The organism is Nocardia sp. NBC_01009 (genome assembly GCF_045208035.1).
Lineage (GTDB): Bacteria > Actinomycetota > Actinomycetes > Mycobacteriales > Mycobacteriaceae > Nocardia.
Window position 1 is genome coordinate 7,664,943 of sequence record NZ_CP108695.1, and the last position, 19,352, is coordinate 7,684,294.

Here is a 19,352-nt window from a genome sequence, read left to right on the forward strand (position 1 = left end):
CCGAACAATCACCACTCACCCCTCGGACGCATGCAAGACTGGGGCCGTGAGCGAGCTGAACGAAGGTAAATCGACGCCCGACCGCGGCGATGTCATCGGCACCGGCGTGCTGTGGCTCGCCAAGTGGGCGGTGTGCATCGTCGCGATCGCGGCGGGCACCTGGGTAGTCGGCTACGTCCTCGCGAAGCTGTGGGTAGCGGTGCTGCCGGTCCTACTCGCGATCGTCGTCACCACCGTGTTGTGGCCGCCGACGCGGTGGCTCACGCGGCACGGCCTGCGCCCGGCCGCGGCGGCCGCGGTCACCCTGGTCGGTTTCCTCGGACTGCTCGCCGGGGTTGTGGCACTGATCGTGCCCTCGGTCGTCGATCAGGCCCCTGAGCTCGCCGAAAAGTCGACAGCAGGCGTCAATAAAGTGCGCGACTGGCTGCAGGGTCCGCCGCTGAGAATCCAGCAGGAACAACTCGATTCCGGGGTCGACGCGATCGTGCAACGGCTGCAGTCCAGCACCGAGCGGATCGCGACCGGTGTTTTCAGCGGGGTGAGCGCCGCGACGTCGGCGATCGTCACGCTGGTCCTGGTGCTCACGCTGTCGTTCTTCTTCATCAAGGACGGGCCGCGCTTCATGCCTTGGCTACACAACACGCTCGGCAGCCGCACCGGCCGCCACCTCGAGGAGGTGCTGAGTCGAATCTGGGCCACCCTAGGCGGATTCATCCGCACTCAAGCGCTTGTCAGCTTGATCGACGCGATATTCATCGGTGCCGGGTTGGTGATACTCGGTGTGCCGCTTGCTCTTGTCCTGGCCGTGATCACGTTCATCGGTGGCTTCATCCCGATCGTCGGCGCCTTCGTCGCCGGTGCGCTCGCGGTGCTGGTTGCGTTGGTAGCCAATGGTATGACCACGGCGCTGATCGTGCTCGGCATCATCATCGCGGTGCAGCAGCTCGAGGGCAATGTGCTGCAGCCGGTGCTCCAGAGCCGCAGCATGAAGCTGCACGCCGTCTTCGTGCTGTTGGCCATCACCGCAGGTGGATCGCTGTACGGCATCGTCGGAGCCTTCCTCGCGGTCCCCTTCGCAGCGGTCGTCGCCGTGACGATCCGCTACATCGGCGAGCAGATCGATGCGGCCACAGCCCCGCCGCCCGAAGTCGGCGAGGAACTCGAACCCGCCGCCGAATAAATAGGGGCTACCGAACGGACGATTCACTGCGCCTCTTCGGCGCTGCGGCGAGCGCGGTGCGCGCGGACTCGACCACGGCTCGCACACGCGGGCGACGGACACCAGCGACGCCGGCCGTCCGGATCGATGAACACGCCGCGGCAATCGTGTTCCGGACAGCTCTTCAGCAATGCCCGGTCCGCACCGGTCAACTGGTCTGCGGCCTGGCGGGCGATGCGGGCAAGGGCATCGGTCACCGTCGCGGGCGGCTCGCGGCGCAACCGATGGTCCGAGATCAACTGGACCGGGTGGTCGTGCTCGGTCAAGAAGGTTGACAGCTCCGCGACAGCCGACGCAGGGGGCGGCTGCTGGTCGACGGTGGCCAATGCCAAGGTGCGCAACGTCTCTCGCAGCTGCCAGGTCAGGTCCAAATCGTGTTGATCCGGAGTCCGGGCCGAGGCAAGGTCGCACAACTCCAGCCACTCGGCAAGCCGGTCCGGGGTCGCGATCCGCTCGACCGGACCAGCGCTGAACGTACGACCCTTCGTGGCGAGCAGGTTCAACCAGGTCGCGCCACAGTCGAAGCGAAAGGCGAAGTTGTCCTCTTTGGTCACGACATTCATCGTAACGCTTTATCCGTTACATGTGCTAGCGTCTCGTAACGATCAGAGCGTTACAGGATTCGATGGAGCGAGGGCAGTGCCATGACGACCGAACAAGCGACGAGCGACCGAGCACTGTCCGAGCTGCTGGTGCCAGCACGGTTCGACCGCGCCGAGGGATACCGAATGCTCGACGCGCTCCAAGATGAGGCCACCCAGCTGGCCGCGCTGCCCGGTCTCGAACAGCTCGCGCCCGGCTTCGCCGACTGGCTGGTAACGGCCCTGTTCGGCGGCACCTACCAACGCGAGGGGTTGTTGCTGCGCGACCGCCAGTTGATCAACCTGGCCGCGCTCACCGCGCTCGGCGGTGTCGACCCGCAGCTGTCCGGGCACGTCAAGAGCTCACTGCGGGTCGGCATGACCCGCACGGAGATCATCGAGGTCTTCGTCCACCTCGCGCCGTACATCGGCGTGCCGAAAGCGCTGGCCGGATTGCGGGTAGCGGCAACCGCTCTCGCCGACGCCGAGCAGCAATGAGTGCGGCCATCCGGACGGTGCTCGGCGATCTCCGACCGGAGCGCCTCGGCGTCTGCGATGCCCATGACCACCTGTTCCTCAGCTCACCGATGCTGCCCGGCCAGGAACTCGACGATCGCGCGGCAGCGCTCGCCGAACTGAACGCCTTCGCCGCGCTCGGCGGACGAGCGGTCGTGCAGTGGACGCCGTGGGGCATGGGACCACGGACCGAGATGCTGCGTGGCCTCTCCCGGCAATCAGGCGTGCAGATCATTGCCGCGACCGGCCTGCATCAAGCCAAACACTACAACCGCGACGAGCTGGACCGCGTCTACGATGGACTGGCTGGATTGTTCGTTCACGAGCTGACCGGTCCCGGCGTGCGCGCCGGAATGATCAAGATCGCCGGCGCCTATCACCGCATCGATGACCATGCCCAGTACGTCGCGACCGCCGCGGCCGAGGCACATCACGACACCGACGCACCCATCGGTGTGCACCTCGAAGCCGGATCCGCAGGCGTGGAAATGTTGGACCTCCTGTGCGGCACCCACGCCGTGCCAGCACACCGCGTGATCCTCGGACATCTACATCGGTTTCCCGACAATAGAATTCATCGCCGACTCGCCGAGGCGGGCGCTTTTCTGTCGTTCGACGGCCCGTCCCGCGCCCACCACAGCACCGACTGGCGGCTACTCGACAGCATTGCCGCCCTGGTAGACGCGGGTTACGCGCACCAGATCCTGCTGGGTGGTGACACGGTGACCGCAACAGCCAGATCCAGCGCCGATGGCCCCGGCATGCCGTTCCTGCTGAGTGGGCTACGTCCCCGCATCACAAGGGAACTGGGCCCCGACATTGCCACCGCCCTCTTCGTCGACAACCCCGCCCGCGCGTTCGCGGCACACTGGCGATGAATCCGGGCCAGACTTCTGCATCCGTATCCAGGACGCCCCGGTCGTTTGCTCGATCCGAGAATCACTGCGGCCCAAGTGAACTCTGGTGGCCGGTTGGCGATGTCGGCGAATATGCACCGAACAGATACTCTTCCGGCACTCGACAGCCGATAGCTGTTCCCTCTCCTGAGCCACGCTCGACACTCACGACCGACCCATCCCCGCGGCCCGGTCGCTCAGGGAAGGAGCCGGGACATGACAGCACCGGCGCGACACATCCACATCGAATCCGGCGCATTGACTCTGGACTACCGCGCATCGCCAGAACAGGCCCAGAGCGTGGCCGATGAACTGGCCCAAGGTTTTCCGGAGCTCAGGGTCACCGTCGACGACGAGCTGCGCGACGATCTGCCACCACTGCCGTGTGCTCGATTGTGGGACTGAGGGACTCGCTCGGGACTGCAGGCCACCCGCATGGGACTGATTCACCCGGCCGAGCAAACTGACACCACGCGACGGGAATTGCTGGTCGCCGGGGATGCGGAATACCGTCCGTTCTGCACCTGAATCCGCAGCGGCTCCAGCCACCAGGTGGTCTCGCTGGTCGAGGCCTCGGAGCACGCGAGTCGACCGGCCTACCGAGGGTGCGAAGCAACACGCGGTAGACCCAACAGCGAAAGTTGGGGCCGCCCTTCCTAGAGTGGGGCAACAAAGAAGCAACTTCCCGAAGGACGGCTCGACTAAAGCAGCAGTGACGACCGATCGCGGTATCGGTGGATGGGTAGACGATGGTGATGGGCAGTAGTGGCGTTGAGCAGCGGCCGATGAACCAACCGACACGCACGCGACCGGTCCGCTCGCGGCGACCACGGGTAGTCAATCTGCCGCGACTACTGGCGGCGGCCGTCGAGGCCGCGCCCGACGGTACTGCGGTGTCGTGTCGGCGATCGGAGCTCAGCTATCGCGAGCTGGATGGCGCGTCCTCCCGATTGGCGCGATTGTTGATCGAACGCAAGGTCGGCCCTGGCGATCTCGTCGCGCTGGCAATCGGATCATCGATCGAGTCGGTGTCGGCCATGTGGGCGGTCGCGAAAACCGGCGCGGGATTCATCGTGGTCGACACCAACACCGCCGCCGAACATGTCACCCAACTGCTGGCCGACTGGAAACCGGCGATCGGCCTGACCGCGGGCGCGGGCAACCTGCGCGGCTCGGCCCAGTGGCTGATGCTGAACGACCAGGATTTCCAGAACGAACTCACCCTGTCGTCGGCCGACGAGGTGTCCCACCAAGAACGACTACGACCGATCCGCGCGGAGGACATCGCCTACGTGACCTTCTCCGTCGACGCGCCAGGGGTAGTCGACGCCGTAGCAGTGACCCAGGCAGCGGTGGCCGGAATCTGCGCCCGCCGAGGCGAACGCCTGCCGACCGCCGACTCGATGACGGTGTTCCTATCCACCGCCTCCGCCTGCGGCACACCGTTCACCGTGCCGACGACGCCACTGCCCTGGACAGAACCCATCCGAGAGCGCCCCGCCACGACCAACGCCGTGCCCAACCGCGCGTTGGACATTCGGACCCACCGACTGGCCCGCAGACTGGTCACCATGTCCGCCGATCGATAGACGGCGCTACCGTCCGTGTCAGACCTGCTGCACGCGCGCGATCGGATGCCGGTATCGGCCTGGCGGAGTGCCGTATTCGCGTTTGAAGGCTTTGGCGAACGCGAATTCGGAGGTGTAACCGACCCGTCGGGCCACCGCGCTGAGCGGGGCGTCGGATTCGCGGAGCAGTCGTCCGGCGGTCGTCATCCGCCACCAGCTCAGGTAGGTCAGTGGTGGCTCACCGACCAATGTGGTGAAGCGCTGGGCGAAGACCGAACGGGAGAGGCCGCTGCGCGCCGCGAGTTCGTGCACGGTCCATGGATGAGCGGGTTGGGCATGAATGCCTTGCAGCGCTCGTCCAATTGCCGGATCGGTCAGTGCCAGTGCCCATCCCGAGGATGCCCGGTCGCCGGTCTCGGTAACGGATCGGTCGTCTATCCATGCACGCAGGATGTACAGCAGCATGGCGTCGATCAGCGCGGGCACGATTCCGTCACCCCCTGGTCGCCGACCCGCGAGCTCGGTGGCGAGCAGATCGATCAGGTGGCGCAGCTCGCTGTGCTTCGCCGACCGCGCCGGCAAGTGCACCAGATCGGGGAGCTCGTTCATCAATGGGTGCGACCGGGTTCGATCGAGTTCGTAAGCGCCGCACAGCAGAACCGAGTGCGCCCCCGATCCGTCGATGCGGACCTGCCCGATCGTCGAGGAAGGGTCGGCACGTTCGGGGACGAACTCGACCTGCGCAGTCGCCGGATTATCGGCGAGGGCGTGTGCGCTGCCGTTGCGAAGGAAGACCACATCACCGGGGCCGAGCGCGAGAGGTGTTGCCGCACCGTCGGACAGCAGCCAGCAGGTGCCCTGCATCACGACGTGAAACACCGGCCATCCGGCCCGGTCGCTGGCGGCCTACGCCGCCGAGCACGCGGTAGCATGGCGGCAAGGTCCGGTCAACCGATCGGAACGACCGTAATGGCTTGTTCCGCACTGCTGCCCAAGACCGGCGCTTGCCATCCGGGAGGTCGGGAGGGCCCGGGGCCGCGGATTACCCGGATCTGGTCGACGACGGCGCGAGCATAGGTGTCGACGCCAGGACCGCTGGATGCTGACGTAGGCACGACTGCCATCCGGCGGAAGCCGCCGGGCGGTCTCAGCCGGCGACCTGCATCCGAACTCCCGGATGATTGGCTCGAACGTTCACCGCAGCGAGTTCGACCGTTCGATTGATCCGGCGCTCCCTCGTATCCGCATGCTTGGCAGTGACTATCCATTCCAGGATCAGCCGCTTGGAGGAGGGCGGGAAGCTCTCGAAGTTGGTGCGGGCGGCGTCATTTCGGTCGAGCAGCGCGCGCAGGTCATCGGGTACGGCCCAGCGCTCGCCGTCCGCGACCACTTCCCAGGTTCCCTTGGCCGTGGCCAGCTCGATCAAGGCTTGACCGCGCTCGGTCATCAACCCCTGCTCGATCATGTTTGCCGCGCGCTCCCTGTTCACCCGGCTCCATGTGCTGCGCGGGGCGCGCGGGCTGAACCGCAGCTGCGAGCTGTTCGCGTCGCGTTTGCGGTGCAGCCCGTCGATCCAGCCGTAGCAGAGCGCATGTTCGATCGCCTCGTGGTACCGCAGGCTCGGCACGCCGCTGTCCTTGTGGTGAATGACCAGCCAGATTTCCTTCTCGGACTGGCTGTTCTGGGCCAACCAGGTACGCCAGTCGTCGATTGTGCTCGCGAAGAAAATGTTCATGACAACCATCCTCCAGCACAAAGTGCTCACCAAATGAGCACTTTGTTCGGACGATCCTCCGCCCGGAATGACGAAAGCCCGGTCCGTGTGGACCGGGCCTTTCGAGTGGGACTGATGCATCACCTTGCGAACCGCGCGGTGCCGATCGAAGGCTCTGAAATCGTGATCGTGCAGTGCACACCCGCGCGACCGGACGCACCCGTAGCCCGTTGGTCAGTCCTGTTTCCAGGCGCCCGACGCAACCGCCTCGCACACGAAATCGGCGAAGTCGACCGACTCGCGCTCCAGGAGACGACGGACGGTGTCGGTCATCTTCGTATTACGGCTATCCAGGAGCGTGTCGAAGATGTCGATCATCACGGCCACCTCCTCATCCGGCATATCGAACTCCGAGGTCAGCACCGCACCGAACTGCTCACCGGTGACGGGAATATAGGCGACATCCCGGTTGGTCTCGTTCGCGATCGCCTCGGCTGCGTCACCGAAAGTCAGCAACCGGGGACTGGTCAATTCATAGTTCCTGCCCGCGTGCCCGTCCTCGGTCAACGCGGCGGCCACGACATCCGCGAGGTCACCGGAATCGATGAAAGGCTCCGACACCTGACCGGCAGGGAACGCGACCTCACCAGCGGATACTGCATCCGTGAACACACCCTCGCCGAAGTTCTGGTTGAACCACGCTGCCTGCAGCACAGTCCATTCCGCACCACTGTCGCGCACCGCCTGCTGCGCCGCCGCAGCCTGATCCTCACCGCGAGCCGACAACAACACCAACCGACCGACACCGTTCGCCACAGCCAGTTCACTGAACGCCCGAATGGTGTCTCCGGCGCCGGAGTCCCGATGTCCCGGGGGTGTACATGAGGAACACCGCCCCCACATCCTCGAGCACCGCCGCCCACGTGCTGCGGTCCTCCCAATCGAACGCGACCTCCGCCGAACGGGAACCGATACCGACCGGGAAACCCTTGGCCGCCAAGCGATCCGCCACCCGACGACCCACCTTGCCGGTGCCCGCGGTCACGAGAACGGTCTGAGCTACCGTCTGATTCATCGTTGATGTCATGCCCTGATCCGCATTCTTCGTTGATGTATGCCCTGATCCAAACCGCCCCAAGATCGCCAGATTATTGATGAAAGACTCAGCTCCGTGTCTCAACGTCCCAGCGAAATGACCTTCTCCCACAACTCATCTCGCCGCTGGGCGTAATACGAGACGCGCCGGTACCCACGATCGGGGCTCGACGCCGGCGCCGAAACCACATGCGCCTCGGAGCCCGGTCCGAAAAGGTTGGCTCGTTACCGGTCGGGGTGATCCGGCGCTCGAAAGGGTTTCGCTGCAATGACAATCACCAGGCAGGTGGACCCGACTCGCGACGGTCGGCTCCGGGCCGATGCGGAAGAGGAATCCTTCCACTTGCGGATCAACCCGGATTTCCCCAGCGTGCCGCGCCATTCTCCGCGGGTGCAGGCCGGCGAGATGGCCGACTTCGACGACCTGCCCCGGCCTGGACCCGCACCAACGACCTCACCTGGCCCGGGTCCGCAACACGCCCGGCCCACGACGACCAAGCAGGGTCGTCGTCACCACGAGCCGCTGCCGGACCCACTTCCGGTGCCCGGCAGACGCCAGCCGCCATACCCGGGATAGCTCGGGTAACTGGGGTAGCTGGGGTAGCTGGGGTAGCTCGGGAACAGTGGGAAGCTGGGGTAACTGGGGTAGCGCGGCTGGTTCCAGTAACCGTGACCATAACGGCCGTGGACCAGGTCGACGTGCTCGGACTCGACCACAGCCGAATCAGCGACAGCCGAATCAGCGACAGCCGGGGCGACGGCGGCGGTAATCGGCATCAGCGCTATCGCGGACACCACTGCGATGCGGGCAACCACTGGCCAGGCACGCCCAGTGCGGTTCTCTCGACCCATGGGAACTTCCTCATTTCGGTACGAATTGATCAGTTAGCAATCGACGATCTAGGCGGGCTCGAAGTCGGTATCCTCCGCAGAGGGAAGCCGAGCCCATGCCATCCAATGTACCGCTATACAACGGCACGTTCAATAGGTCATTTCCTACGGTAACCGTGTCGCGGCAGCTGCAATGCCCTAGACCAGCGCATTTCGGCTTCAAACGCGATATTTGTCATTCGACTCTTCTATCGGGCCATTAGCTAATGGCACATCAGAGGATGTGATCCTGGACAAGGGGCGGACGCACCGCGGCCGAGGCTCGTGGACCTGAACCAACACTCTGCCGACAGCCACCACGGCGACGCAGCCTGAACAGGCATTGCACGAGATCCGGCGTCGACCGCGGGTACACCAGAGGACAGCGACACCAAGCAGATCAGTTCGGTGCGATGCGGTCGGCCCTGTGGCGCAGTTGCCGCCTCATGCGGTCGCTCGCTTGGTCGCGTCCGGTTGCGACACGAGGGTGCGGGCTAATGCGACGGCGGCCGTGGGGGGCTGCGTTTCGAACGCATCCAGGTCGGACCGGACAGACAGCCCCTACGTACATTCCCAGGTCCGGGAACATCCGATAATCGACGTGTGTCGACGGTATCTGCCCAGGTGAGAGCGAGGCGCCGATGAGCCCCAACGACACCAAGCTGCTGGGCGATTTGCATGATCTTCCGGACTGCGCACCGGCGGGATTGAAAGCCCTGTTCACTCTGGCCGAGGGGGTTATTCAAGAGCAGGTCAAGCTGCTGGGCTCGGGCACACCATCCAAGGCTCCCGATCTGCGTCAGTTGCTGCGCGACAACGGAATCGCCAAACCTGAGGACCAGTCGGCGATGATCGAAAAGTATGGCGATCACCAAGACAAGATGGAGAAGGTCAAGTCGAACGTCCACCGGGAGGACGCCGGAATCGTCGTGAGAACCGCTGGGATCGGCGAGATTGTGACGAAGGCATATGACGCCATCGACACCTCGTTAAGGGAACTCAACACAAAGATCGATGCCTCCCACAACGCGGTGCTGATCAAGGCCGTACGTGATGAGCACGGCAACCCGGTGAAGGATACGAACGGCAACGTCGTCACGACAAAAGAACTGCCGCAAGCAATCGTCAACGGTCTGTTCAAGGGTGTGTGGGATACGTTGAACACGACATTCGAACAGGTCAACGGGGTCTCGGATCAAGCAGCGGCCGAGGCGGTCAAAATCCGCGCCAACGGGGAAAGCTTCGACCCCAGCCCCCGCAACAACGGCGGCGGCGTTCAGCCGGTGTCGAACCGCTCCTCGGGGTACCGCACCCCGTGGTCCCCCAGCTCGGGTTCGATAAGCACCGAGATCATTCCCACCGGAGCTAAGCCTGCCGCGACGGAAATGATGGAATATCTCATCAATGAACACCACTTCACCCCGGCGCAAGCAGCGGGAATCGTCGCCAACGCTTACGTCGAGTCAGCAGGCTTCGACCTCAAGGCTAAGGGTGACAACGGAACTGCCAAAGGCTTATTCCAGTGGCGTTTCGATCGACAAGACGGGTTTTGGAGGTTCGCGAGCCAGCCGGACAAGCACGGCAAACCCAGGGATAGCGGCGACTGGAAGACCCACATCGACTACATGGTTCAGGAGTTGCATTCCGGGGGATACGAGGATGCCAGAAGAGGTGTTGACGCGAACCCCAACAACGCGAGCCAAGTGGCTCAGGACTTCGACTGGTACTACGAGAAAAGCGACAGATCGTCGACCGGCGAACGGCAAAGCATGGCAGTTGATCTGCTGGGTGATTGGAATAACGCCCATCGGAATGTCGCCGTCTGAAGCCGAGGGATGTGACGTACGGTGCGGGCTCCGGCAAGCCACCCATGATCCCGTCAACGACGAAGGCCCGGTCCTGTTGGACCGGGCCTTTCTTGTGGAGCTGCCGGGAATCGAACCCGGGTCCTCCGCCGCGTCTTCAGGGCTTCTCCGTGTGCAGTTCGCTAGGTCTCTGCTCGGATCTCCGGGTCTCGCGAACAAGCTCGGATGACGATCCCAGTCACTGTTCGATGTCCCGTCCGACTCCGTGACCGAGCCGAACGGTAATTCCCTCTAGCTGATGCCAGTACCCGGGTCGAGGGACGAACCCGGACTGACAGAGACGACCTGGCTACTTAGGCAGCGAGGGCGTACTCGCGCTGATTGGAATCGGCGCTTAATTGGTTGCAACGACGCTTACGGTGGTCTCTTGCCTGCACCGACACGCTTCCCCTAAATCTACGTACAAAGTCGAAACCGTTCAGCCCCGTACGTCCCGACACCTCGTCGGGCTAGTCATGTTAACACTTGGTGCCGCCTGGTTCATTCCATTATCCGGCGTGGGGGCGGCGGCGGTCAGTTCACGGCGATGAGGCCGACCGCGATGAGCGCGAGCACCATGCCGACCTGCTGCATGCGACCCACCCGTTCGCCGAGCAACACCATCGCCAACAGTACGGTCGCCGCCGGATAGAGCGAACCGATCACACTGACGAGCGACAGCAGCGATCCATGGAAGGCATACAGCAGCGCCGCGTTGGCGATGGTGTCGAGGACTCCGATGTAGGCCGCCAATCGCAGTGGTTCGCCGCGCAACGTCTGGAACTCCCCGGCGGCCAGCGCGGTCAGCCACACCACGGTGGTGGCCGCGACACGCTGTGCGACCAGTGGCCACAGCCCCGCGCTCGCGTGCGTTTCGTGGAGAAAGAAGAACGCGAAGCCGAAGGCCGCACCCGATCCGACGGTCAACAGCGCAACGCTGCGGGTGAACCGCAGCTCGCGCCCGCCGGTGATCTCCTCGGTGACATCATCCGGCGCTTCCCGGCTGACCAGCACGACGGCCAGCAACGCGAGCGCGATGCCGCCGAAGGCGAGCGCGCCGGGACGTTCCCCGATCACCAGACCGGCCAGCACCGGAATACCCGCCACCAGTACCGCAGTCAACGGCGATACCACCGCCATCGGGCCGCGTGCCAACGCCGCGTAGAACCACCACACCGCCAAGCCGCTGGCCACTCCCGCCGCCAGGCCCCAACTCATCGACGCGAGGTCCGGGTTGCCGCCGACCAGCGGCGCGAGGGCAAGCACCAACAGCCCCGAAATCGGATAGGAAACAACGACTATCCGCAGTGCGGTTACCCGCCGTGCCGCCACTCCGCCGAAGAAGTCGCTGACTCCGTAGCCGGCAGCAGCGACCAACGCCAGCAGGACAGCTGTCACCGCATGCCTTTGACCCGCCGCCCCAGCTCGCGAGTGACCTCACGCTCGGCTGTGCGCCTGGCAAGATCTTGCCGCTTGTCGTAGTCCTGTTTGCCCTTGGCCAGCGCGAGCTCGACCTTCACCTTGCCGTCGGAGAAGTACATCGACAACGGCACCAGTGTCTGGTTGCCCTCACGCGACTTGCCGACCAGTCGCTCGATCTCGCGCTTGTGCAGCAACAGCTTGCGCACCCGGCGCGGCGAGTGATTGGTCCAGGTGCCGTGGCTGAACTCCGGAATGTGCAGCGCGCGCAGCCACACCTCACCGTTGTCGACGGTCGCGAAGGCATCCACCAGCGAGGCCTTGCCCTCGCGCAGGCTCTTGACCTCGGTACCCACCAGCGCGATCCCGGCCTCGAAGGTTTCCAGGATCGTGTAGTTGTGCCGCGCCCGGCGGTTGGTCGCGATGACCTTGCGCCCTTGTTCCTTCATAACGAGAAGCTTAAAGTGACGCCGCAACGGGATTATTCCCAGGTCGTGACCCGCTGGCTATCGCGGCGCGTGCTATCCGCCCGGTCGCAGCATCAGGTACACCAGCAGCACGGCGACGAAGGCGGCCACCAGCAGGACCGTCGAGGCGCGCGGCAGGGCGGGATGGCGGCGCAGCGGTGGCGGACGATGGCGCAGCCACACCGATTCGACCGAGGGGTCGTGGGTGCTGCGTTGATACGGCAGCGCATCCCCGGCGTCGCGGGCAAGGTAGTCGCCGGAGCCGCCGGACGCGTCGTCCGCTGGGCCATCACCGGTTGCCATAAGCAGCACCGTAGCCGCCGGACCGAGGCTGCGCCGGAATTACCGGGTAGCGCAATGCGATGGGAACTCAGGCGAGGCGGCGGGCGAATGCCTCATCGGCTCCGCCATTTGCGAGGTCGACGGTGACAACCCGCAGGTCGGCCGTGCTCGCAGTGAGTTCCATGACCATGTAGCCGAGCTGGTGATAGTTCTCGAACAGCGCAGGATGGGTGCCGCCCGGAGTCAGCTTCGGCTCCGCGCCAACGGTTTTGGCGGCGGCACCGGAGATGATCTGCCGGGTGCCCTTCGATTCCGAGGTCGGCTCGAGCACCTGCAGCGAGTGGTCGTGTCCGGACAGAATGAAGTGGCACTTGCCCACGACATGGTCCTCGAAGAACCGCTTGGCGTGGATGCCGTTCAGCGGCTCGATCGCAAGCCCCTCATAGCGGCCGGCGTCGCCGTGCGGACCGTTGTTGAGGTAGGGCTGGTGGGTGCAGGCGATCTTCCACTTCGCGGGGGACTCGGCGACGGCGCGATCCAGCCAGGCGCGCTGCTCGTTCATGAACTGACCGTCGACCGTCCAATACGGGTCGAACAGCGGCGGGATGTAGGAGGCCAGCGGATTGATGTCGAGGACGAAGAACTCGACCACCGGATTCTCTTCGGGTAGCCGCACCGAGTAGTACCGGCTCGGCATCCACCAGCGTGCGGAGTGCGCGTGATACTCGACCTCGTTGTTGCCGCGCAGCAACCAGCCGCCGTCGCCGCCGAAGATCGAGCTGGTGTCGTGGTTGCCGAGCACCATCAGCCACGGGAAATCCAGTCCGGCATTGGGGCTCTCGAACTTGTCCGCGAACTGGACGTCGTCACCGCTGTTGGGGCCGCTCTCGTAGATATTGTCGCCGAGGCCGAGCGCCAGCGAAAACGGTTGGCGGCGATGGTGTTCACGCATGGCGTCGGCGACGGCCCACTGGCTGCGGGTGCCGGTGCCCGCATCACCGGTGACAAGCACGCGCACGGTGCGCTCGGCAGGAAAAGCGAATTTGGACACACCCGCCTCGACCGGCACGGCATCGGCGGGCGAAAGACCCACCAGCGACGCACCCGCCGCAGCGGTCGCCGCACCCGCTAGAAAGCCCCGTCGCCCGATCCTGCTGTCACCCGTCACGCGCTGTCCTCCACTCATGATCGACACCAGATGTCCCGGCGCCCATCCTCACCCATGGCGAAGGAGGATGGGCACGCGGTCCCGCAGCACTCGGCGCATCGATATTCCAGTAGTGGATCCCGCGGTCGCGCGAGGCGTCATTTGCCGATGGCCGGCTGCTTGTCCCGATCCAGACCGAGCGCGTCGGAGATGGTGAAGAACATGTCGGTCTGGTCGGTGAGCCCGACAACATTCGCGGCGCGCGGACCGTAGGCGGCGACTCGCACCTGGGTGCCGGTGTGCTCCTGGGAACTGCCTTCTTCACCGTTGCCATAGGAGATGCCGATCTCGGCGCCGTCCTTGGTGACGACCTTGCTGGTCAACGAGGCAGACTTGGTGTCGAGCGGCACGATTTGGCTGGCCTGCGCGTGGTCGGCGGTGACGATCACCAGGGTATTGCCGTCGTTCTCGGCGAATTCGAGAGCCGCCTGCACCGCCTCGTCCAGATCGACGGTCTCGCCGACCTGCCCGCACGGGTTCGCGGCATGGTCCTGCTTGTCGATCGAGGCGCCCTCCACCTGGAGGAAGAATCCGTCCTTGCGGTCCTTCAGCAAGTCGATCGCCTTGCGGGTCATGCCGGCCAGATCGGGCTGAGTGGCGGGCCGGTTCGCATTCGGGTGGCAGGTCTGCGCGGGCAGGTTCAGCCCGTCGCGCACGGCCTTCGCGCCGTCCCAGCGGATCGGCAGATTGCCCGGGGCGAACAGACCGAGCAGCGGTGTGTCCTGGTCGGCCTTCGACACCGCCTCCAAACCGGCGCGATCGGCGACGAGGTTGTAGCCGCGCGCCTTGGCTTGATCGTGCAGCGTCTGTCCCTGCCATTGGCCGGCAGCAGCCTTCTGTTCGAAGCTCTTCGCGCCACCGCCCAGCGTGATGTCGGCGCGGGTGTTGAGCAGCTGTTCACTGATCGAGCCGAGGCCGCCCTGCTCGAGTGCGTTGGTCGGGCACTGCAGCGCCGTTTCCTCGGGGCCATAGCACCTGCGGTTGGTGACGTGCGCGCCGAGCACAGCGGGTGTCGCGTCCTGGAGCTCGGCGGTGGTCACGTTTCCGGTGGCCTTGCCGTTGGCCTTCGCGATCTCCAGCAGATTGGCCCGTGCGGCGCCGTGGAGGTCGACACCGATGGCGCCGTTGTACGTCTTGGTCCCGGTCGCCCAGGCGCTGCCGCTCGCCGCGGAATCGGTGGCGTAGTCCGGCTTTCCGGTGGCCTTGTCGAGGGAATAGTGCGTATAGGAGCCGGTGAGCGGCAGCGCGTCGATGCCCTTGAAGTAGCCGCCCGCGCCCTCGGCTACGTTGCGCGCCACCGTGATTTCCGAATCGCCCATGCCGTCACCGATCAACAGGATGACGTTCTTGGCCTGATTACCGTTGAGTGCGGCGCGCAGCGCGTCGGTGCGGTCTCCGGAGGTCCGACGAGCGCCGCCGTGTTGACTCGGGTCGCCGGTGGCAGCAGGGGTGATGAGCTCGCCGTTGCCTCGGCTCGTGGAGTCGGAGGACCCGCAGGCGGCCAGCACCCCGACGAGGACAGCGGCACCCATGGCGGCACCGGCACGGAGCCGACGAGGTGTGGAACGCGACCAGACAGCGGGCATGAGCGAAACTCCATTGTGTTCGTAGATAGCTCGGACGCGCCGAGCTCGGTGATGTCGCCGGAACGAAGAGATACCATCGGCAATCAGTCGGTTACCGAGCGGTTGGCCACTGAGCGCCGCGACTGCCTACGTCGATTGCGGTCGGCATCCGAAATATTCGGCAGCACAGCCACTTTCAGATGATCCGAGGAGCGGAACCCGCGCCATGGGTAGACGGTCATGACGTGCAGAATGTCACTCTGCTGCCAAGACCTCCAGCACCTGTTCCCCATACTTGGCAAGCTTGTTCTCGCCGACACCGGCAACCGTGCCCAACTCGGTCAGGCTCTTCGGCTTCCGGCCTGCGATCTCACGCAACGTGGCGTCGTGGAAGACGACGTAGGCGGGCACGCCCTGCTCCTTCGAGGTCGCCGCACGCCATTCACGCAGCTTCTCGAACAGGCCGACATCCGCCGGCGCGAGATCGACGGGCGGGGTCTTGGCCGCTTTCGCCGACCGGGCGGCGCGGGCGGGGGTGGCGCGCTCCGGCTCCCGACGCAGCAGCACCTGCCTGCTGTCGAACAGCACTCCATCGCTCGCTTCGGTGAGCGTCAGCACGCCGTAGTCGCCGTGCACAGCCGCCAAACCTTGGGCGAGCAATTGCCGCACCACCCCACGCCATTCGACGTCACGCAGTTCCGTGCCGACCCCGAAGACCTTTAGCTCGTGGTGATCATGCTGCAGCACTTTGGGATTCTTCTTGCCGATCAGGATGTCGACAATGTGGCCGGCACCGAAGCTCTGTCCGCGTTCGCGTTTCAACCGCAGCACCGTGGACAGCACCTTCTGCGCGGCCACCGTGCCGTCCCAGGACTCCGGCGGAGTCAGGCAAGTATCGCAATTGCCGCACGCCTGACCGGGTTGTCCGAAGTAGGCCAGCAGCTGGGTACGGCGACATTCCACGGTTTCACACAGTGCGAGCATCGCGTCCAGATGTAATTGGAGCTGCCTGCGGTGGGCGGCATCGCCCTCCGAGGCGTCGATCAATTTGCGTTGCTGCACAACATCACTGAGGCCGTACACCATCCATGCCGTCGACGGCAGCCCGTCACGACCCGCGCGGCCGGTCTCCTGGTAGTAGCCCTCGACCGATTTCGGCAGATCCAGGTGCGCGACGAACCGCACGTCGGGCTTGTCGATGCCCATGCCGAAGGCGATGGTGGCGACGACGATGAGTCCGTCCTCACGCAGGAACCTCGACTGGTTCGTCGCACGAGTGCGCGCGTCCAGCCCGGCGTGATAGGCGACGGCGCTGATCCCGTTCTCGTTGAGGAAGGCCGCGGTCTTCTCCACCGAATTGCGCGACAGGCAGTAGACAATGCCGGCATCCCCGGCGTGCTCGGCCTTGATGAACTCCAGCAGCTGGCGCTCCGGCCGGTTCTTGGGCTCGATCCGGTACTGAATATTGGGCCGGTCGAAGCTGGCGACGAATCGCCTGGCGGAGCCGAGTTCGAGGCGCTGAATGATCTCGTCGCGGGTCTTGTCGGTGGCGGTCGCGGTCAGCGCGATGCGCGGCACCTCCGGCCAGCGTTCGTGCAGCATCGACAGGCCGAGATAATCCGGTCGGAAGTCGTGACCCCACTGCGAGACGCAGTGCGCCTCGTCGATGGCGAACAGCGCTATCTTGCCTCGGTCCAGCAGATTCGCGGTCGAATCCAGCCGCAGGCGTTCCGGCGCCAGATACAACATGTCCAACTCGCCCGCGACGAATTGGGCTTCCACCGTCCGCCGCTCGTCCGGGAACTGGGTGGAGTTGAGGAACCCGGCCCGCACACCGAGGGCGCTGAGCGCGTCGACTTGGTCCTGCATCAAGGCGATCAGCGGTGACACCACCACGCCGACACCGGGACGCACCAGCGCAGGCACCTGGTAGCACAGCGACTTGCCGCCGCCGGTCGGCATCAGGACCAGCGCATCCCCACCGCCGACCACATGCTCCACGATGTCCTGCTGATCACCGCGGAAGCTGTCGTAACCGAACACCCGACGTAGAACCTGTTGCGCCGCACCGGATTCGGAACCGGGATCGCCGTCGGTCGGCACGCCGTGGCGACTGCTTGCAGGTCGCTCGAAAGGACCGGTCGCGAGAGTATCGGGGGATTCCACCCGGCCCATCCTACGAGCGCCGCCCGCGGGCGAAGGCCGCACACCGGCCCCGAACGCGAGAGACACTGCCGGTACTCCACATGTGCACAACGAATCTCGTTATCCGCGCTGTCGGCCCGCCAAACCGCGGAACGCCGGAACCCAAGGGGCGGACTCTGCCCCACGGATCCCGGCGTTCACAGAGGTCACGACGCTATTCGCGGACGTAGTAGCGCAGCGTGGCGTAGGCGGTGACAGCGGCGAAGACCACACCGATCGGGGCGATGGTCAGCGCGACCACCGCGATGTCGTCCCCGGTGACATGCGGAAAGACATTGCTGTCGAACAGCTGCCCGAGCGCCCGATCGACCACCATGGGACGCGCGACGAGCAGGCCGAGGATCGCGAGCACCGAGCCGATGACCGCCGCAACGACCGCCTCCAGCAGGAACGGCAGCTGTGTGTACCAGCGGGTCGCGCCGACCAGCCGCATGATCCCCACCTCCTCGCGGCGGGTGAACGCAGCGATCTGCACCATATTCGCGATCAGCATCAGCGCCGCGAGCGCCATCACAAGAGCCAAACCGAATGCCGCGTTGCGCAGCCCATCGAAGATGCTGACCAGCCGGTCGACGATCTCCTTGTCGTTGAGGACCTGCTGCACCCCGGGCCGCGCATGGTAGGTCTGGAAGATCCGCTCGTACTGATCGGCATCGGTCATCTTCACCCGCAACGACGCGGGCAGCCGGGTGTCCTGGATCATCTCGATCATCTCGGGCTGGCCCTTGAAGGTCACCTCGGTGGCTTCCTTCATCGCTTCCGTGCTGTTGACGAACTGGACCGACACGACGCCGCCGGTTTTCTTGAGTTCCGACATCAGCGACTGGCACGGCGCCTGGGAGCACTCGAGGTCGCTCGCCGAGACATCGTCGTCGAGATACAGCCGTATCTCGACCCGATCCATGAAGTAGTTCTCGGTCTTGTCGGCGATCCGCACCGCGAGCAGACCACCGCCCAGCATGGTGAGCGACACCGCGGTGGTGAGGATCATCGCGATGGTCATCGTGACATTGCGGCGCAGGCCGGTGATGACCTCGCCGAACAGGAATCCGAAGCGCATTACCGGCCCACCCCGTAGACACCGGTCGCGTCATCGCGCACCAGACGCCCGTGATCGAGCTCGACCACCCGCCTGCGCATCGCATCGACGATGTGGTTGTCGTGGGTGGCCATCACCACCGTCGTGCCGGTGCGGTTGATCCGCTCCAGCAGCAGCATGATGTCGCCGCTGGTGTCGGGATCGAGATTGCCGGTCGGCTCATCGGCGAGCAGCACGAGCGGATGGTTCACGAACGCCCTGGCGATCGCCACGCGCTGCTGCTCACCACCGGACAGCTCGCTGGGTAGTCGATCGGCCTTACCGCCGAGACCGACCATGTCGAGCACCTCGGGGACCGTCCGGTCGATGAACTGCTGGCGCTTGCCGATCACCTCCAACGCGAACGCGACATTCTGCTGGACGGTCTTCTGCTGTAGCAGCCGGAAGTCCTGGAACACGCAGCCGATGCGCTGGCGCAACTTCGGCACCCGCCGCCCCGGCAACCGGTCGACCCGGAAGTCGGCGACCTGTATCTCACCGGAGGTGGGCGCCTCCTCCTTGAGGAGCAGGCGCATGAAGGTCGACTTGCCGGAACCGGACGGTCCGATGATGAAGACGAATTCGCCCTTGTCCACATCGACGGTGATGTTGTCCAGCGCGGGTCGCGTCGAGGTCTTGTATGACTTGGTGACGTTCCGCATGGTGATCACGGGGAGCCAGTGTAACCAGCAACCGACTGACTACTGCATGGCCGAGGACCGTCCACGGTGTGCGGACGCTGCTTGCGCCGCGGCCTCACCGGGTGGGTACTGCCGGAAGCACTCCTGCTGGAACGATGTTCAGAGTGGGATTAGATCCGGCTGGA

General features: G+C 65.0%; 20 protein-coding genes and 1 other RNA gene. 6 read left to right on the forward strand and 15 right to left on the reverse strand.

The features are described 5' to 3' along the window. Positions 1-46 precede the first annotated feature (46 nt). Complete coding sequence (locus OHA42_RS34660) at positions 47-1,180, forward strand: AI-2E family transporter (protein WP_406232230.1); 1,134 nt, start codon at positions 47-49, stop codon at positions 1,178-1,180. A 23-nt stretch (positions 1,181-1,203) separates the two neighbouring features. Here OHA42_RS34660 and OHA42_RS34665 read toward each other — a convergent pair whose 3' ends face one another. After that, complete coding sequence (locus OHA42_RS34665; RefSeq protein WP_406232231.1) at positions 1,204-1,773, reverse strand: CGNR zinc finger domain-containing protein; 570 nt, start codon at positions 1,771-1,773, stop codon at positions 1,204-1,206. Between the two features lie 90 nt (positions 1,774-1,863). Between OHA42_RS34665 and OHA42_RS34670 the strand changes: the two genes are divergently transcribed. The 4 genes from OHA42_RS34670 (at position 1,864) to OHA42_RS34685 (ending at position 4,801) form a co-directional block, all read left to right on the forward strand. Then, positions 1,864-2,298: a carboxymuconolactone decarboxylase family protein gene (locus OHA42_RS34670; RefSeq protein ID WP_406232233.1), complete on the forward strand. Its 435-nt coding sequence runs from the start codon at positions 1,864-1,866 to the stop codon at positions 2,296-2,298. Next, a complete protein-coding gene (locus OHA42_RS34675) occupies positions 2,295-3,194 on the forward strand; it encodes a phosphotriesterase (protein WP_406232234.1) in 900 nt (299 codons plus the stop codon). The genes OHA42_RS34670 and OHA42_RS34675 overlap by 4 nt, the downstream gene beginning before the upstream one ends. Before the next feature lie 234 nt (positions 3,195-3,428). Beyond that, positions 3,429-3,617, forward strand: a complete 189-nt coding sequence (locus tag OHA42_RS34680) for a hypothetical protein (protein ID WP_406232236.1) — start codon at positions 3,429-3,431, stop codon at positions 3,615-3,617. A 380-nt stretch (positions 3,618-3,997) separates the two neighbouring features. Continuing rightward, complete coding sequence (locus OHA42_RS34685) at positions 3,998-4,801, forward strand: AMP-binding protein (protein ID WP_406232238.1); 804 nt, start codon at positions 3,998-4,000, stop codon at positions 4,799-4,801. Positions 4,802-4,819: 18 nt separating this feature from the next. Here OHA42_RS34685 and OHA42_RS34690 read toward each other — a convergent pair whose 3' ends face one another. From OHA42_RS34690 to OHA42_RS34710, 5 genes are all read right to left on the reverse strand, one after another. Further along, positions 4,820-5,659 carry an AraC family transcriptional regulator gene (locus tag OHA42_RS34690; protein WP_406232240.1) on the reverse strand — a complete coding sequence of 280 codons (840 nt, stop codon included), beginning with the start codon at positions 5,657-5,659 and terminating at the stop codon, positions 4,820-4,822. Positions 5,660-5,927: 268 nt separating this feature from the next. Continuing rightward, positions 5,928-6,515 (reverse strand): YdeI family protein, encoded by a 588-nt coding sequence (locus tag OHA42_RS34695; RefSeq protein ID WP_406232242.1) that lies wholly within the window; start codon positions 6,513-6,515, stop codon positions 5,928-5,930. 213 nt (positions 6,516-6,728) lie between these two features. Further along, a complete protein-coding gene (locus OHA42_RS34700; RefSeq protein ID WP_406232244.1) occupies positions 6,729-7,310 on the reverse strand; it encodes a hypothetical protein in 582 nt (193 codons plus the stop codon). A 7-nt stretch (positions 7,311-7,317) separates the two neighbouring features. Then, on the reverse strand, positions 7,318-7,581 hold the full coding sequence (locus tag OHA42_RS34705; RefSeq protein ID WP_406232246.1) for an SDR family oxidoreductase: 264 nt from the start codon (positions 7,579-7,581) through the stop codon (positions 7,318-7,320). Between the two features lie 518 nt (positions 7,582-8,099). Continuing rightward, positions 8,100-8,441, reverse strand: a complete 342-nt coding sequence (locus OHA42_RS34710) for a hypothetical protein (protein ID WP_406232247.1) — start codon at positions 8,439-8,441, stop codon at positions 8,100-8,102. Between the two features lie 659 nt (positions 8,442-9,100). Here OHA42_RS34710 and OHA42_RS34715 point away from each other — a divergent pair. Beyond that, positions 9,101-10,285 (forward strand): phage tail tip lysozyme, encoded by a 1,185-nt coding sequence (locus tag OHA42_RS34715; protein WP_406232249.1) that lies wholly within the window; start codon positions 9,101-9,103, stop codon positions 10,283-10,285. 92 nt (positions 10,286-10,377) lie between these two features. On the opposite strand, the gene ssrA is transcribed toward OHA42_RS34715, so the two are convergent. From ssrA to ftsE, 9 genes are all read right to left on the reverse strand, one after another. Then, positions 10,378-10,750: a transfer-messenger RNA gene (gene ssrA, locus OHA42_RS34720) on the reverse strand. Between the two features lie 87 nt (positions 10,751-10,837). Beyond that, the gene (locus OHA42_RS34725) at positions 10,838-11,701 is read right to left on the reverse strand and encodes an EamA family transporter (RefSeq protein ID WP_406232251.1); all 864 of its coding nucleotides are present in this window, start codon (positions 11,699-11,701) and stop codon (positions 10,838-10,840) included. Next, positions 11,698-12,171 (reverse strand): SsrA-binding protein SmpB, encoded by a 474-nt coding sequence (smpB, locus tag OHA42_RS34730; RefSeq protein ID WP_328405001.1) that lies wholly within the window; start codon positions 12,169-12,171, stop codon positions 11,698-11,700. The genes OHA42_RS34725 and smpB overlap by 4 nt, the downstream gene beginning before the upstream one ends. A 72-nt stretch (positions 12,172-12,243) precedes the next feature. Further along, the gene (locus OHA42_RS34735) at positions 12,244-12,492 is read right to left on the reverse strand and encodes a hypothetical protein (protein ID WP_406232252.1); all 249 of its coding nucleotides are present in this window, start codon (positions 12,490-12,492) and stop codon (positions 12,244-12,246) included. A gap of 67 nt (positions 12,493-12,559) precedes the next feature. Continuing rightward, a complete protein-coding gene (locus OHA42_RS34740) occupies positions 12,560-13,657 on the reverse strand; it encodes a metallophosphoesterase (protein ID WP_406232254.1) in 1,098 nt (365 codons plus the stop codon). A 119-nt stretch (positions 13,658-13,776) separates the two neighbouring features. Continuing rightward, complete coding sequence (gene phoA / locus OHA42_RS34745; protein ID WP_406232256.1) at positions 13,777-15,210, reverse strand: alkaline phosphatase; 1,434 nt, start codon at positions 15,208-15,210, stop codon at positions 13,777-13,779. Between the two features lie 288 nt (positions 15,211-15,498). Then, complete coding sequence (recQ, locus tag OHA42_RS34750; RefSeq protein ID WP_406239804.1) at positions 15,499-17,346, reverse strand: DNA helicase RecQ; 1,848 nt, start codon at positions 17,344-17,346, stop codon at positions 15,499-15,501. Positions 17,347-17,602: 256 nt separating this feature from the next. Next, on the reverse strand, positions 17,603-18,508 hold the full coding sequence (gene ftsX / locus OHA42_RS34755; protein WP_406232258.1) for a permease-like cell division protein FtsX: 906 nt from the start codon (positions 18,506-18,508) through the stop codon (positions 17,603-17,605). Then, complete coding sequence (ftsE, locus tag OHA42_RS34760; RefSeq protein WP_406232260.1) at positions 18,508-19,197, reverse strand: cell division ATP-binding protein FtsE; 690 nt, start codon at positions 19,195-19,197, stop codon at positions 18,508-18,510. The genes ftsX and ftsE overlap by 1 nt, the downstream gene beginning before the upstream one ends. Between the last annotated feature and the right edge of the window lie 155 nt (positions 19,198-19,352).

Excerpts from the sequence above, each read along its gene's own strand:
- OHA42_RS34670 (WP_406232233.1), top strand. The coding sequence starts at position 1,864 with ATGACGACCGAACAAGCGACGAGCGACCGAGCACTGTCCGAGCTGCTG.
- OHA42_RS34675 (WP_406232234.1), top strand. The coding sequence starts at position 2,295 with ATGAGTGCGGCCATCCGGACGGTGCTCGGCGATCTCCGACCGGAGCGC.
- OHA42_RS34680 (WP_406232236.1), top strand. The coding sequence starts at position 3,429 with ATGACAGCACCGGCGCGACACATCCACATCGAATCCGGCGCATTGACT.
- OHA42_RS34685 (WP_406232238.1), top strand. The coding sequence starts at position 3,998 with ATGAACCAACCGACACGCACGCGACCGGTCCGCTCGCGGCGACCACGG.
- OHA42_RS34695 (WP_406232242.1), bottom strand. The coding sequence starts at position 6,515 with ATGAACATTTTCTTCGCGAGCACAATCGACGACTGGCGTACCTGGTTG.
- OHA42_RS34705 (WP_406232246.1), bottom strand. The coding sequence starts at position 7,581 with ATGACATCAACGATGAATCAGACGGTAGCTCAGACCGTTCTCGTGACC.
- OHA42_RS34710 (WP_406232247.1), bottom strand. The coding sequence starts at position 8,441 with ATGGGTCGAGAGAACCGCACTGGGCGTGCCTGGCCAGTGGTTGCCCGC.
- OHA42_RS34715 (WP_406232249.1), top strand. The coding sequence starts at position 9,101 with ATGAGCCCCAACGACACCAAGCTGCTGGGCGATTTGCATGATCTTCCG.
- smpB (WP_328405001.1), bottom strand. The coding sequence starts at position 12,171 with ATGAAGGAACAAGGGCGCAAGGTCATCGCGACCAACCGCCGGGCGCGG.
- OHA42_RS34735 (WP_406232252.1), bottom strand. The coding sequence starts at position 12,492 with ATGGCAACCGGTGATGGCCCAGCGGACGACGCGTCCGGCGGCTCCGGC.
- OHA42_RS34740 (WP_406232254.1), bottom strand. The coding sequence starts at position 13,657 with ATGAGTGGAGGACAGCGCGTGACGGGTGACAGCAGGATCGGGCGACGG.
- phoA (WP_406232256.1), bottom strand. The coding sequence starts at position 15,210 with ATGGGTGCCGCTGTCCTCGTCGGGGTGCTGGCCGCCTGCGGGTCCTCC.
- ftsX (WP_406232258.1), bottom strand. The coding sequence starts at position 18,508 with ATGCGCTTCGGATTCCTGTTCGGCGAGGTCATCACCGGCCTGCGCCGC.